Genomic DNA, 13,102 nt, shown 5'->3' with positions numbered 1-13,102 from the left:
CGCCACAGGCGATCATGCTGACGATCGTCAACACGGCGATGTAGCCACTCCAGAACTCGTGAATGAAATCACCCATGGTTCGCCCCCTTCCGCGAGCGTCCCGCCTGCGGCGGCGTGTCGTCGTCGTGCAGAACCCGCAACGCGTCGGCTTCGAACCGGGACCGTCGCGGCCCGCTATACGCCCACCAGACGATCCCCACGAACACCAGGAACTGCGCCACCACCATCCACGCACGCACGTCTTCGATCGTCATCGCGCTCACCTCACGTTCTTCAATGCGGTACCAAGGCCCTGCAGGTATGCGATCAGCGCATCCTGCTCGGTCTTGCCGGCCACCTGGCCGGCAGCGCCGGCGATGTCCTCATCGGTGTAGGGCACGCCCACACGGCGCAGGGCCCGCATCTTGGCCTCGATGCTGCCGGTGTCGGCCGGCGTCCGCGCCAGCCAGGGATAGGCCGGCATGTTGGATTCCGGCACCACGTCGCGGGGGTTGTCCAGGTGCAGGCGGTGCCATTCATCGCTGTAGCGGCCGCCGACCCGGTGCAGGTCCGGCCCGGTGCGCTTGCTGCCCCACTGGAACGGGTGGTCGTACACATACTCCCCCGCCACCGAGTAGTGGCCGTAGCGCTCGGTCTCAGCCCGGAACGGCCGCACCATCTGCGAATGGCAGTTGTAGCAGCCCTCGCGCACGTAGACGTCCCGGCCCACCAGCTGCAGCGGCGGATACGGGGTCACGCCGGCCACCGGCTCCGTGGTGGAACGCTGGAAGAACAGGGGCACGATCTCCACCAGGCCCCCGACGCTCACCACCAGGATCACCAGCACGATCATCCAGCCGATGTTCTTCTCGACGAACTCATGTGTCATCTTCATCGCATCGCTCTCCGCTGGAGGTTCAGTGGGCCGCCGCCGGCGCCAGGACCGGGGCATCCACGGGCTTGGAACCGACCACCGTCTTCCAGACGTTCCAGACCATGATGAGCATGCCGCAGAAGAACATGAACCCGCCGAGCAACCGGATGGCGTAGAACGGATAGGTGGCCTTGACGCTTTCCACGAAGGTGTAGGTCAGGGTGCCGTCCGGGTTGGTGGCGCGCCACATGAGACCCTGCATCACCCCGGCGATCCACATGGCGGCGATATACAGCACCACGCCGATGGTGGCGACCCAGAAGTGCACGGTGATGGCCCGCACGCTGTACATCTCGGCCCGGCCGAACAGACGCGGGATCAGGTAGTACAGGCTGCCGACCGAGATCATCGCCACCCAGCCCAGGGCGCCCGAATGCACGTGGCCCACGGTCCAGTCGGTGTAGTGCGACAGGGAGTTCACCGTCTTGATGGCCATCATCGGCCCTTCGAAGGTCGACATGCCGTAGAACGACAGGGAGGTGATCAGGAACTTCAGGATCGGATCGGTGCGCAGTTTGTGCCACGCACCCGACAAGGTCATGATGCCGTTGATCATCCCGCCCCAGGACGGCGCCAGCAGGATCAGGGAGAACACCATGCCCAGGGACTGGGCCCAGTCCGGCAGCGCCGTGTAGTGCAGATGGTGGGGGCCGGCCCACATGTAGGTGAAGATCAGCGCCCAGAAGTGCACGATGGACAGCCGGTAGGAATACACCGGCCGCTCGGCCTGCTTCGGAATGAAGTAGTACATCATCCCGAGGAAACCCGCTGTGAGGAAGAAGCCCACCGCGTTGTGGCCGTACCACCACTGCACCATCGCGTCCTGCACGCCCGCGTAGGCCGAATAGGACTTGAACAGGTCCACCGGCAGCGCCGCGCTGTTGACGATGTGCAGCACCGCCACCGCCAGGATGAAGGCGCCGAAGAACCAGTTGGCCACGTAGATGTGGCGCACCTTGCGAATGCCGATGGTGCCGAAGAACACGATGGCGTAGGCCACCCAGACCACGGCGATGAGCAGGTCGATCGGCCATTCGAGCTCGGCGTATTCCTTGCCCTGGGTCAACCCCATGGGCAGCGAGACGACCGCCAGCAGGATGACCAGTTGCCAGCCCCAGAAGGTGAAGGCGGCCAGACCGTCGGAGAAGATGCGCGTCTGGCAGGTGCGCTGCACCACGTAGTAGCTGGCCGCGAACAAGCCGCAACCGCCAAACGCGAAGATCACCGCGTTGGTGTGCAGCGGGCGCAGGCGGCCGTAGCTCAGCCACTCGACGCCCAGATTGAGCGCGGGCCAGGTGAGCTGGGCGGCGATGATCACGCCCACCAGCATGCCGATCACGCCCCATACCACCGTCATGATGGCGAACTGCCGCACCACTTTGTCGTTGTAGACCGCCGCACGGTCGGCCTTGCTTGTCATGGACATACAGAACTCCTCGCTAATGTCACTGTGGGAAGTGTCACCACGGGGCGCCGCCGACGCCTTGACTTAAGTCAACTGGGGCCTGTTCACCGTGTTCCCCCAGCTGGAAAAACACAGCGGACCAGCGGTGGGCTCAATCGCCCTTGAGGATGCGCTCGCCTTCGCGGTCGATGTTGTCGAACTGACCCGATTGCAGCGCCCACCAGAAGACACCGATGATGCCGAACACGAGCAGCACCGAGAGGGGGATCAGCAGGTAGAGAATGTCCATGGCTTGTCCGGATTGAAGAGCGGCGCACGACAGCTCGCATGCTACGCCGTTGCAGGCACCTCGGCCATCCCCTGCCTGGGGGAGCGGGCGGACAGGCGCAGTGCGTTGCCGATGACGAGCAGCGAGCTGCCCGCCATGCCCAGGCCGGCCAGCCAGGGTGGCATCCAACCGACCAGCGCCAGCGGCACGCTGACCGCGTTGTAGACCGCCGCCCAGACCAGGTTCTGCCGCACGACGCGCATCGTCGCTCGGGCCAGGTGCAGCGTGTCGACCACGTCCATCACGCTGGCCCCCTGGATCACGAAGTCGGACTGTGCCTGCGCCAGCGGAGCCGCGTGGCCCAGCGCGAAAGAGGTGTCGGCGCGAGCCAGCACAGGGCCGTCGTTGAGGCCATCGCCGACCATGGCCACCCGCCGCCCCTGCGCCTGCATGGCCGCGATCTCCTGCAACTTGCGCTCCGGAGACGCCTGTGCGATGACCTCATCCACACCCACGGCCTGGGCGATGCGCCCCGCCGCCTGCGGCCGGTCGCCCGAGAGCAACAGCGTGCGCAGGCCCTGGCCCCGCAGTGACGCCACCGCGGCGGCCGCGTCGGCGCGCAGCGACTCCTGCAGCACGAAGCTGGCCATCCAGCCGCGCTCGTCGCTCAGGTGCACCACCGGCGCATCCTCGTCACGCGAGGCGGGTGGCGTACCGCCGCAGAACCCGGCCGAGCCCAGGCGCACCAGGGTGCCGTCGGGCAATCGCCCCTGCATGCCCTGCCCCGCCACCTCCGCGTGGTCCCGCAGGTGCGGCAGGCCGGCGCCGGGGGCTTCCCGCGCCAGCGCCCGCGAAGCCGGATGCAGGGAGCCCTGCGCCAGCGCGGCCGCCAGGGCCAGCGCCTGCGCGCGGTCGAGGCCGGGCCGCGTGCGCACCTTGCACAGCGACAGCCCCTCGTGGGTCAGGGTGCCGGTCTTGTCGAACACCACGGTGTCGATGCCGGCCAGGGTCTCGAAGGCCTGCAGCCGCCGCACCAGCACGCCCTTGCGCGCCAGCGAGCCCGCCGAGGCCAGCATGGCCGCCGGCGTGGCCAGCGAAAGGGCACACGGACAGGTGACGATGAGCACCGCCACAGCCACCGCGAACGCCTGCGTATGGTCAATCTGCCACCAGTACCAGCCCGCCAGCGCGGCCGCCAGCAGCACCAGCACGAGGAACGGCGCGGCCACGCGGTCGGCCAGAATGGCCAGCCTCGGCTTTTCGGTCGAGGCCTGTTCCATGAGCCTGACGATCTGCGCGAAGCGCGTGTCGCCACCAACACGCAACAGCCGCACGTGCACAGGCCCTGCGAGGTTGAAGCTGCCGGCCACGACGTGCTCGCCGCGCGTGCGCGTGAGCGGATGCGATTCCCCGGTCAGCAAGGCCTCGTCCACCGTGGCGCGTTCGTCGAGCAGTTCGCCGTCCGCGGGGAACGCCTCGCCCGCCGGCACGCGCACCACGTCACCCGTGGCCAGCCGGCGGATCGACACCGTTTCGTAGATACCGTCGCCGGTCTGCCGTTCGCAGGCCGCGGGCAGGCGGTTCATCAGGCTGTCCAGCGCCCCCGCCGTGCGGTCGCGCGCCTTGTGCTCCAGGTAGCGCCCGCCCAGCAGAAAGAACACGAACATGGTGAGCGAGTCGAACCACACTTCCGCGCCCCAGGGGCCGGAGGGGTCGAAGGTGGCGGCAGAGCTCACCAGAAAGGTCACGAGAATGCCCAGGGACACCGGCGTGTCCATGCCGACGCGGCCGCGCCGCAGGTCGTTCCAGGCGCTGCGGAAAAACGGTCCGCTGGCGAAGAACACCACCGGCAGGCTGATGACCCAGCTGGCCCAGCGAAGCAACTGATCGATGTCGGGCGGGATCTCCCCCGGCGCGGTGACGTAGGCCGGCCACGCGTACATCATGACCTGCATCATGCAGAAGCCGGCGACGAAAAGGCGCCACAGCGCCTGCCGGGTCTCCTGCAAGCGCTGGCTGATGGACAGGGCCTGCTGCATGGGCAGCAGCCGGTAGCCAGCCCGTCCGACGGCCTGGGCCAGCGTGGACATGCGGGTGAGCGACGGGTCCCAGCGCACGCGCAGGCGGCGGGTGGCGGCGTGCACGCGGGCCTCGCGCACACCAGGCAGACCCTGCAGGGCGGATTCCACGGTGTCGGCGCAGGCCGCGCAGTACATGCCCTGCACCATCAGCACCGATTCGGCCTGACCTTCCTGGCCCTCTGCCTGGATACGCTCGGTGAAGGCCTGCTGTTCCAGCGGGTCGTCGAGCACCGCGAAATCGTCGGTGACGGTGAGCGGGCCCCGGTGTTCGCCCAGCCAGTCCGGCGCCTGCGCGGTGCGGATGGGTGGATCGGCCAACGCAGGCCCCACCGGCAGTGTGGTGACAGCCTGGTTCATGGGTGTAGCGTAGTGCGGGTCTTCCATGGCGCCGTTGACATAAGTCAACCACAACCGGGCTGGACTTGCTACTCTTGGGCTTCATCCCGCAACAAACCCGAGGAGCAAGGCATGTACAAGCGCATCCTGGTGGCCACCGATGGCTCCAAGCTTTCCCAACAGGCCGTCAAGCACGGCATCGATCTGGCCGACCTGACCGGCGCCGAGGTGGTGGCGCTCAAGGTCGTGCCCCGGTACCCGCAGACCTATTTCGAAGGCGGCGTCGCACTGGCCACGGCCGAAGTGGCGCGCATCGAGAAGCAGTGGCAGGAAGAGGCACAGGCCGCCGTCAACGCGGTCAAGGCCGCCGGCCAGGCGCGCGAGGTCAAGGTCAAGGCCGTCACGGTCAAGTCGGACCTGGTCTCGGAAGCCATCATCGCCACCGCCAAGCGCAACAAGTGCGACCTGATCGTGATGGCTTCACACGGCCGCCGCGGCATCAAGCGCCTGCTGCTGGGCAGTGAGACCCAGCAGGTGCTGACGCACTCGCACATCCCCGTGCTCGTGCTCCGCTGAGCGGGCGTTCAGGGTCTGGGCGTACAGCGGCTTTCAGCCGTGCGGCGCGGCTTTGACAAAGGCGCCACCCTGGAAACGCGCGGCGGGATCGTTCACGTCGATCGTCGGCTGCCTTGATTCGACCGCTTCACGGAAGCGGTCTGAAGAATCCCGCGGCCGGTAGCCAATGTGGCGGGCGGCGGTGTTGTCCCACCAGGTGGCCTGGTTGTCGGACATGCCGTAGATGATGCTGTGGCCCACGATGGGTGCGGTCAACGCCGCGACCACCAGACGCTCCAGATCGTCGTGGCTCAGCCAGGTCGCCAGCATGCGCCGGTCCCGAGGCTCCGGGAACGAAGAACCAATGCGCAAACTCACCGTTTCGATTCCCCAGCGATCCCAATACAGCTGGGCCAGGTCTTCGCCAAAGGCTTTGGAGAGGCCATAGAAGCCATCGGGCCGTGGCGCGGTCCGCGGGCCGATCACCTCGTCCTGCCGGTAAAAACCGGTGACGTGGTTGGAACTCGCGAAAACGATGCGGCGCACCCCCTGAAGCCTGGCAGCCTCGTACAGGTTGACCATGCCCACGATGTTGCCCGCGAGAATGGGTTCCCAAGGCTGCTCGGTGGACACGCCGCCCATGTGCACCACCGCGTCGACCCCTTCGAGCAAGGATTGCACGCGCGACCGGTCCTCCAGCGGGGCCTGCACCACCTCCTCGCCCTCGGAGGCTGCGGCCATTTCGTTGAGATCGCTCACACGCAGGGTGCCGCAATACGCCTTCAGGCGCGGTCGCAGCGCCTGACCAAGGTTGCCCGCTGCGCCCGTGAGCAGAAGACGTGTGAAACGAAGAGCGGAAACGGGGTGATCGAGCATGGGAAGACTCCGGATGGGCACGCGGGCGATACGGGATTCAGGTCTTGAAACGCGCACACAGGGCCTGTGCGCTGTCGCGCAACAGGTTCTGGTCCGCGCCGACGGCAACAAACAGGCAACCTTGCTCCAGGTAGTGGCGTGCCAGCGCTTCGTCGCCAGTCAGAATGCCGGCGGCCTTGCCACAGGCGCGTATGCGGGCGATGGCGTCATCGATCGCTGCCAGTACCTCGGGGTGTCGAGGGTTCCCCAGATGGCCCAGAGCCGCCGAGAGATCGCCTGGCCCGATGAACACGCCATCGACGCCCGCCACGCCCGCGATGGACTCCAGGTTGGCCAGGCCTTGTACCGTCTCCACCTGCACCAATACGCACAGCTCCTGCGCGCACCGCTGCGCGTAGCCAGGCACACGGCCATAGCCGCTGGCCCTTGGCGCACCGGCAAAGCCCCGCACACCTTCAGGCGGATAGCGGGTCTGAGAAACAGCCTGGGCCGCCTCCTGAGCCGTCTGCACATAGGGAACCAGCAAGGTCTGCACGCCAATGTCGAGCAAACGCTTGAAGGTCACCATATCGTTCCAGGGCGGCCGGACGATGGCCGAGGCGCTGCCGCCACGCATGGCCATCAACTGCGGCAACAGGTCGGGCAACTCGTTGGGCGAGTGCTCCATGTCGAGCAGAAGCCAGTCAAAGCCGCAGCCGGCCAGGATCTCGGCGCTGATGTGGTTGCACAGATGAGACCACAGTCCGATCTGCCGTTGGCCGGCCAGAAGGGCTTGCTTGAAATGGTTGATGGGCAGATCCATGCGTGCGCCAGGTTGATCGAGGTGCTGAGGCATCTTTATGATCAGTCATCATACAACCAGAGACCATGGCATACCTCGGTGTTAACCCTCTGAGCGCCGGATTCAGTTGGGCAGGATGTCGCGTCTGCGCAGACGCTCGCGGCTGTTGGAGAGGTGCGTGCGGATCGCAGCACGCGCGCCGTCCACGTCCTGATCCCGGATCGCATGGAAGATGCTTTCATGCTCCTGGTGCACGCGGCGAAGGTAGGCCAGGCGGTTGGGGTTGTGACCCTCGTCCGGGTCAAGCCGGGCACGCGGGATCACACCCGGCCCCAACGAGTTCATGACCTCGGCGAAGTGGTTGTTCTGGGTGGCCAGCGCGATCTCCCGGTGGAACTGAAAGTCGGTGGCAGCCGCATCCTGACCGGCCTCGATCGCCGCCTCGAAGGCGGCCAGCGCATCCTGCATACCCTGCAAATTGGCCTCCGTCCGCCGCGAGGCCGCGATGGCGGCCGCCTCGGTCTCTATGCCTATGCGCAGCTCCAGCAGCGCTATCGTGTCGCGCAGGGTGCCCACCTGCTCCGGCTGAACACGGAACGGAGCCCCCTCCTCGGCACGCAGGGCAAAGGTGCCAATGCCATGACGGGTTTCCGCCATGTTCACCGCCTGCAGGTAGGAAATGGCTTCGCGCACGACTGTGCGACTGACGCGGAACTCGTCCATGATGGCCGCTTCCTTGGGCAGCTTGGCCCCCGGCGGATACTCGCCGCTGCGAATGCGATCGGCCAGCAAATGGGCCAGTTCGGTCGACAGGGTGCGCGACTTGTTGCGCCGCGACAGATCCCGGTTCATGAGGGTTATCCCGGTAGGGGGGTCAAAGGACATCTGCTAGATTTGTTGTACGACAACTGATGATGAGAACAGTGCCTCACTGTAGCAGAAGCACCTCGTCTTTGGGAAGTTCGCTCACCAAACGCCTCCGGGGCATCCACACCACCAGCGACCCGGCGCTAGGAGACTCGACATGAACGATCGCAGAACCCTGATTCAGGCGGCCGTGGCCGCCTTCACCGTTGGCATGCTGGGGACGGCCTCCGGGCAGACCGTGCTCAAGGCGGCCGACGTACACCCTGCCGGCTACCCCACTGTCGTCGCGGTGGAAAACATGGGCAAGAAGCTGGAGGCCGCCACCCAGGGCCGGATGAAGTTCCAGATGTTCCCCGGCAGCGTACTGGGCGCCGAGAAGGAAATGATCGAGCAGACGCAGGTGGGAGCGATCCAGATCCTGCGCACTTCGCTGGGTCCCATCGGCCCAGTGGTGCCCGAGGTCGATGTGTTCAACATGCCCTTCGTGTTTCGCGACATCGCGCACATGCGCGCCGTGATCGATGGCCCCATCGGCGACGAACTGCTGGACAAGATATCCGCCTCCCCGGCCCGCATGGTCGGACTGGCCTGGATGGATGGCGGCTCCCGCAGCCTCTACACCAAGAAGCCCGTGCGCAAGCCTGAGGACCTCAAGGGCCAGAAGATCCGCATGATGGGCAACCCGCTGTTTGTCGACACCATGAATGCCATGGGCGGCAACGGCATCAGCATGGGCTACGGCGAGGTGTTCACCGCCCTGCAAACCGGCGTGGTGGATGGCGCAGAGAACAACCCGCCAAGTCTGTATACCGCCAATCACTTCAAGGCCGGGGCCAAGTACTACACGCAGACCAACCACCTCATCATTCCCGAGGTGCTCGTGATGTCGCGCGTGGCCTGGGACAAACTCAGTCCCGCCGACCAGACTCTGATGAAGAAACTGGGCCGCGAAGCCCAACTGGAACAGCGCGCCCTCTGGGACAAGGCCGTGGCGGACTACACCGCCAAGCTCAAGGCCGAGGGTGTGGAGTTCATCGCCATCGACAACCGCCCTTTCTACGAGGCGACCGCGCCTGTGCGGGCCAAGTACGGCGCCAAGTTCGCCGACCTCATGAAGCGCATCAGCGAGGTCAAGTGAACGCATGAAGACGTCCTACGTGGCGGCCATGGACCGCCTTTACCTCGCCTGCATCTGGGTGGCAGGGACAGCCATCACGTGCATGTCCCTCATCATCCCGTGGGGCGTCTTCACGCGCTATGTGATGGGGACGGGCTCGCAGTGGCCCGAACCGATCGCCATCCTGCTCATGATGGTGTTCACCTTCATCGGTGCCGCCGCGGGCTACAGGGCCAACGCGCACATCGCCGTCACCATGCTGACGGACGTCATGCCCGCACCGATCCGTGCGGCATGTGGCTGGCTGGTGGACAGCCTGATGGCGCTGGCCTGCGCCTTCGTGGTCTGGTACGGCACGCACCTGTGTCTGGGCACCATGGGCCAGTCGATCAGCGAGCTGCCCTGGTTGCCTGTGGGGGTGACCTACGCGGCGCTGCCCATAGGTTCGCTCATCACGCTGCTGTTCGTGCTTGAGCGCCGCTGGATCGGCCCCCAGGACCAACGCCGCCTCATGCGCTACGAAGAGTCCGACGAAGCGTTCGCCAAACACAGCTCAGAGGCCGCCTGATGGACGCCTTCATTCTTATCGGCAGCTTCGTGCTGCTCATGGTTCTGGGTGTGCCTATTGCCTTTTCGCTGGGACTGGCGGCGCTGCTTGGCGCTCTATGGATCGATATTCCGCTGGACGCGGTGATGATCCAGATCGCGGCTGGCGTCAACAAGTTTTCACTGCTGGCCATTCCCTTCTTCGTGCTGGCCGGCGCCATCATGGCCGAAGGCGGCATGGCACGGAGGCTGGTGGCCTTTGCCAGCGTGCTGGTCGGCTTCGTGCGAGGCGGTCTTTCGCTGGTGAATATTCTGGCGTCCACCTTCTTCGGTGCCATTTCGGGCTCCTCGGTGGCGGACACGGCGTCCGTCGGCACGGTCTTGATCCCGGAAATGGAACGCAAGGGGTATCCCCGGCCTTTCGCGACGGCTGTGACCATCAGCGGTTCGGTGCAGGCCATCCTGATCCCACCCAGCCACAACGCGGTGCTGTACTCGCTTGCCGCCGGTGGCTCGGTGTCCATCGCTGCGCTCTTCATGGCAGGCGTTCTTCCCGGCCTGCTCATGGGGCTCACGCTGGCGGTGCTGTGCCTGTACAAGGCCAACCGGCATGGCTACCCCAAAGGCGAGGTCATTCCGCTGCGGCAGGCGCTGAAGATGTCGATGGAGGCCCTCTGGGGCCTGATGACCATGGTGATCATTCTTGGCGGCATTCTCTCTGGCGTGTTCACCGCCAACGAGAGCGCTTCCATCGCGGTGCTTTGGGCCTTCTTTGTCACGATGTTCATCTACCGCGACTACCGCTGGCGCGACCTGCCCAAGCTGGTCCACCGAACCGTGAAGACGGTGACCATCGTCATGATCCTCATCGGCTTCGCCGCCGCCTTCGGCTACATCATGACCTTGATGCAGATACCGATGCGCGTGACGGCTTTTCTCACGGGCATTTCTGACAACAAGTACGTCATCCTCGCGTTGATCAATCTGCTCCTGCTGGCGCTGGGCACGCTGATGGACATGTCGCCGTTGATCCTGATCCTCACGCCCATACTGCTTCCCGTGGTCAAGCTGCTTGGCGTGGACCCTGTGCATTTCGGCATGATCATGATGGTCAACCTGGGCATCGGCCTGATCACGCCTCCTGTGGGTACCGTGCTTTTTGTGGGAAGTGCCATCTCTCGGCTCAAGATCGGCGTGGTCACCCGCGCCATGGCGCCCTTCTTTGTGGCGCTCTTCGTGGTGCTCATGATGGTCACCTACCTGCCCTGGCTCTCGCTGTGGCTGCCGCGCACGCTGGGACTGTGAGGCCATGACGCCATCGCTGGTCTGTGTGTCCAACGCCGACAGCGGGGACATTTCCATTCTTCGCGCCACGGCCGACGGGCACCTCACTGTCCTGCCCGGCATCGCATTGGGCGGCGTGCTCATGCCCATGGCCACGAACCAGGACGGCAGCCGCCTGTACGTGGCTCGCCGCAGCGAACCCTTCGCGGTGCTCACCCTGGCTGTGGACAAGGCCTCTGGCAGTCTGCGCCTGCTGGGCGAGACGCCCCTGCCCGCCAGCATGGCCTATATCGCCACCGATCGCCATGCACGCCACCTGTTGGCGGCCTCTTACCCGGGCCACATGCTCACCGTGAGTCCCATCGCCGACGACGGCACCGTGGGCCCGGTGCTCCAGACCATCCCGACGGGTCCGCATGCGCATGCCATCGTGGCCGCGCCGTCCAATCGCCATGTGCTGGCCACCAGCCTGGGAGCGGACGAGGTGCTGCAGTTCCACTTTGATGCCCGCAGCGGTCGACTCACGCCCAACGACCCGCCCTGCTGGCGCCAGCGTGAAGGGGCCGGCCCTCGCCACCTGTGCTTTCACCCGAATGGCCGCTTCGTCTACCTGCTCAACGAACTCGATGCGACGCTGGACGTCTTGTCTTTCGATGCGGACGCCGGCACGCTGCGCTGGTTGCAGACGGAGGCCACCGCGCCGCCCGGTCTCAACGGAAAGCCTTGGGCGGCGGACCTGCACATCACCCCCGATGGCCGCCATTTGTTCACTTGCGAGCGTCACAGCAGCACCCTGTGCGCATTCGCCATCGACGGCTCCAGCGGCCGCGTGCGGCGAATCGGCCGCACCGACACCGAACAACAGCCTCGCGGCTTCGCCATCGGCCCGGAGGGACGCACGCTGCTCGTGGCTGGGCAGGCCTCGCACCATCTCAGCAGCTACAGCCTCGACCCGCTGACCGGTGAGCTGACTCTGCGCCAGCGAGAGCCTGTCGGACGCAACCCCAACTGGGTCTTGTTCCTCCCATGAGCGTTCTGCTCGACCCGGCACGCTTCCGGGGCGAGGTGGGTGGACAACGCACGGCATTGTTCCAGTTGCGCCACCCTCAGGGCATGGTGGTGAGTGTCACCAACCTGGGGGCAAAAGTGCTGCAGATCCTGGTGCCCGACCGCCAGAGCAGACTGACCGATGTCGCGCTGGGCTATGACAGCCTGGATGCCGTGCTGCGAGGTGCCCCATCCGTCGGGGCTTTCATCGGGCGTTATGCAGGGCGCATCTCGAACGCCCGCTTCCCTTGGGACGGGAACATGCATTCACTGCCAGCCAACGCTGGGGCGCATTGCATCCACGGCGGACCCGGAGGGTCACGCCACCAGGTATTCGAGGCGAGCCAGGCCGATCCCTGCACGCTCGATCTGTGGCACCGCTTTGACCCGGAGGTGGATGGCTTCCCAGGAACGCTGGAACTGCACCTGCGCTACCAACTCACGGACCATCACACACTGCGGATAGAACATGAGGCCGTGGCCACGCAGGGCACCAGCCCTGCCAGCTTCACCAGCCACGTGTTCTTCAACCTGGAAGGCCCCGGAACCTCCTTGATCGACGGCCACACCTTGGCGGTGCATGCCCATGCACTGCTGCCCTGCGACGGCGAGCGGATCGCCACAGGCCTGCAGCAAGCGCTCCAAGGCCTGCCGTATGACCTGCGGGTGCCCCGGCGACTGGACACCGTGCCAGAGATCGACGAAGCCTTTGTGATCGAGCCCCGCACGGACGAACTGCGCCACGCCGCACGTTTGTCCGCGCCCGCCAGTGCGCGAACGCTGGACGTATGGACCACGGAGCCGGTTCTGCAGGTCTACACGGCAGGCCTGTTGGGCGTCGGCGAACGGCCCGACATGGGAAAGCAAGGCGTTCGCCACCGGCCCCGGGCGGCCATCTGCCTGGAACCGCAGCGCTATCCGAATGCCCCCAACCGCCCCTCGCTGCCGCTGCTGCGCGTGTCGCCACAGGAGCCCTACTTCGCCGAGACACGCTACGTCTTCAGCGCCGCCTGAGCGCCCCTGTGC

Annotated in this window: 14 protein-coding genes; 6 read left to right on the top strand and 8 right to left on the bottom strand. The window is 65.9% G+C overall.

From position 1 onward, the window contains the following. Window positions 1–68: 68 nt before the first annotated feature. The 5 genes from KIT53_RS03980 to KIT53_RS03960 all read right to left on the bottom strand — a co-directional run bounded on the left by KIT53_RS03980 (window position 69) and on the right by KIT53_RS03960 (window position 5,024). Window positions 69–254: a CcoQ/FixQ family Cbb3-type cytochrome c oxidase assembly chaperone gene (locus KIT53_RS03980; protein WP_297747966.1), complete on the bottom strand. Its 186-nt coding sequence runs from the start codon at window positions 252–254 to the stop codon at window positions 69–71. Between the two features lie 5 nt (window positions 255–259). Next, window positions 260–874, bottom strand: a complete 615-nt coding sequence (gene ccoO, locus KIT53_RS03975) for a cytochrome-c oxidase, cbb3-type subunit II (protein WP_297747964.1) — start codon at window positions 872–874, stop codon at window positions 260–262. A gap of 22 nt (window positions 875–896) precedes the next feature. Next, the gene (gene ccoN / locus KIT53_RS03970; RefSeq protein WP_297747961.1) at window positions 897–2,339 is read right to left on the bottom strand and encodes a cytochrome-c oxidase, cbb3-type subunit I; all 1,443 of its coding nucleotides are present in this window, start codon (window positions 2,337–2,339) and stop codon (window positions 897–899) included. Window positions 2,340–2,469: 130 nt separating this feature from the next. After that, window positions 2,470–2,607, bottom strand: coding sequence for a cbb3-type cytochrome oxidase assembly protein CcoS (gene ccoS, locus KIT53_RS03965; protein ID WP_297747958.1), 138 nt, complete (start codon window positions 2,605–2,607; stop codon window positions 2,470–2,472). A 41-nt stretch (window positions 2,608–2,648) separates the two neighbouring features. Next, complete coding sequence (locus KIT53_RS03960) at window positions 2,649–5,024, bottom strand: cation-translocating P-type ATPase (RefSeq protein WP_297747955.1); 2,376 nt, start codon at window positions 5,022–5,024, stop codon at window positions 2,649–2,651. Window positions 5,025–5,135: 111 nt separating this feature from the next. Between KIT53_RS03960 and KIT53_RS03955 the strand changes: the two genes are divergently transcribed. Next, a complete protein-coding gene (locus KIT53_RS03955; RefSeq protein WP_297747952.1) occupies window positions 5,136–5,579 on the top strand; it encodes a universal stress protein in 444 nt (147 codons plus the stop codon). A 33-nt stretch (window positions 5,580–5,612) separates the two neighbouring features. Here the strand turns inward: KIT53_RS03955 and KIT53_RS03950 are convergent, their stop codons facing one another. The 3 genes from KIT53_RS03950 to KIT53_RS03940 form a co-directional block, all read right to left on the bottom strand. Continuing rightward, window positions 5,613–6,434, bottom strand: coding sequence for an NAD(P)-dependent oxidoreductase (locus KIT53_RS03950; protein ID WP_297747949.1), 822 nt, complete (start codon window positions 6,432–6,434; stop codon window positions 5,613–5,615). 37 nt (window positions 6,435–6,471) lie between these two features. Beyond that, window positions 6,472–7,236 (bottom strand): aldolase/citrate lyase family protein, encoded by a 765-nt coding sequence (locus tag KIT53_RS03945; protein ID WP_297747998.1) that lies wholly within the window; start codon window positions 7,234–7,236, stop codon window positions 6,472–6,474. A gap of 102 nt (window positions 7,237–7,338) precedes the next feature. Continuing rightward, the gene (locus tag KIT53_RS03940; RefSeq protein ID WP_297747946.1) at window positions 7,339–8,067 is read right to left on the bottom strand and encodes a FadR/GntR family transcriptional regulator; all 729 of its coding nucleotides are present in this window, start codon (window positions 8,065–8,067) and stop codon (window positions 7,339–7,341) included. Window positions 8,068–8,239: 172 nt separating this feature from the next. Here KIT53_RS03940 and KIT53_RS03935 point away from each other — a divergent pair, with 172 nt between their 5' ends. From KIT53_RS03935 to KIT53_RS03915, 5 genes are read left to right on the top strand one after another with little or no spacing between them, the layout of a single operon-like run. Beyond that, window positions 8,240–9,220, top strand: a complete 981-nt coding sequence (locus KIT53_RS03935; RefSeq protein ID WP_297747943.1) for a TRAP transporter substrate-binding protein — start codon at window positions 8,240–8,242, stop codon at window positions 9,218–9,220. A 4-nt stretch (window positions 9,221–9,224) separates the two neighbouring features. After that, window positions 9,225–9,767: a TRAP transporter small permease gene (locus tag KIT53_RS03930; protein WP_297747940.1), complete on the top strand. Its 543-nt coding sequence runs from the start codon at window positions 9,225–9,227 to the stop codon at window positions 9,765–9,767. Beyond that, entirely contained in the window at window positions 9,767–11,050 is a 1,284-nt protein-coding gene (locus tag KIT53_RS03925) for a TRAP transporter large permease (RefSeq protein ID WP_297747937.1), read from the top strand. The genes KIT53_RS03930 and KIT53_RS03925 overlap by 1 nt, the downstream gene beginning before the upstream one ends. A 4-nt stretch (window positions 11,051–11,054) precedes the next feature. Then, window positions 11,055–12,059 carry a lactonase family protein gene (locus KIT53_RS03920; protein ID WP_297747934.1) on the top strand — a complete coding sequence of 335 codons (1,005 nt, stop codon included), beginning with the start codon at window positions 11,055–11,057 and terminating at the stop codon, window positions 12,057–12,059. Further along, a complete protein-coding gene (locus KIT53_RS03915) occupies window positions 12,056–13,090 on the top strand; it encodes an aldose epimerase family protein (RefSeq protein WP_297747931.1) in 1,035 nt (344 codons plus the stop codon). The genes KIT53_RS03920 and KIT53_RS03915 overlap by 4 nt, the downstream gene beginning before the upstream one ends. Window positions 13,091–13,102 lie beyond the last annotated feature (12 nt).

Origin of the sequence: Hydrogenophaga sp. (assembly GCF_026125785.1) — a bacterium.
GTDB lineage: Bacteria > Pseudomonadota > Gammaproteobacteria > Burkholderiales > Burkholderiaceae_C > Hydrogenophaga.
Note: the sequence above shows the minus strand (reverse complement) of the source record. Positions and strands in the feature narration are given on the sequence as shown.

Coding starts and splice junctions, on each gene's coding strand:
- KIT53_RS03935 (WP_297747943.1), top strand. CDS start 8,240: ATGAACGATCGCAGAACCCTGATTCAGGCGGCCGTGGCCGCCTTCACC.
- KIT53_RS03915 (WP_297747931.1), top strand. CDS start 12,056: ATGAGCGTTCTGCTCGACCCGGCACGCTTCCGGGGCGAGGTGGGTGGA.
- KIT53_RS03940 (WP_297747946.1), bottom strand. CDS start 8,067: ATGAACCGGGATCTGTCGCGGCGCAACAAGTCGCGCACCCTGTCGACC.
- ccoO (WP_297747964.1), bottom strand. CDS start 874: ATGAAGATGACACATGAGTTCGTCGAGAAGAACATCGGCTGGATGATC.
- ccoN (WP_297747961.1), bottom strand. CDS start 2,339: ATGTCCATGACAAGCAAGGCCGACCGTGCGGCGGTCTACAACGACAAA.
- KIT53_RS03925 (WP_297747937.1), top strand. CDS start 9,767: ATGGACGCCTTCATTCTTATCGGCAGCTTCGTGCTGCTCATGGTTCTG.
- KIT53_RS03955 (WP_297747952.1), top strand. CDS start 5,136: ATGTACAAGCGCATCCTGGTGGCCACCGATGGCTCCAAGCTTTCCCAA.
- KIT53_RS03930 (WP_297747940.1), top strand. CDS start 9,225: ATGAAGACGTCCTACGTGGCGGCCATGGACCGCCTTTACCTCGCCTGC.
- KIT53_RS03950 (WP_297747949.1), bottom strand. CDS start 6,434: ATGCTCGATCACCCCGTTTCCGCTCTTCGTTTCACACGTCTTCTGCTC.
- KIT53_RS03980 (WP_297747966.1), bottom strand. CDS start 254: ATGACGATCGAAGACGTGCGTGCGTGGATGGTGGTGGCGCAGTTCCTG.
- KIT53_RS03920 (WP_297747934.1), top strand. CDS start 11,055: ATGACGCCATCGCTGGTCTGTGTGTCCAACGCCGACAGCGGGGACATT.
- KIT53_RS03945 (WP_297747998.1), bottom strand. CDS start 7,236: ATGGATCTGCCCATCAACCATTTCAAGCAAGCCCTTCTGGCCGGCCAA.
- ccoS (WP_297747958.1), bottom strand. CDS start 2,607: ATGGACATTCTCTACCTGCTGATCCCCCTCTCGGTGCTGCTCGTGTTC.
- KIT53_RS03960 (WP_297747955.1), bottom strand. CDS start 5,024: ATGAACCAGGCTGTCACCACACTGCCGGTGGGGCCTGCGTTGGCCGAT.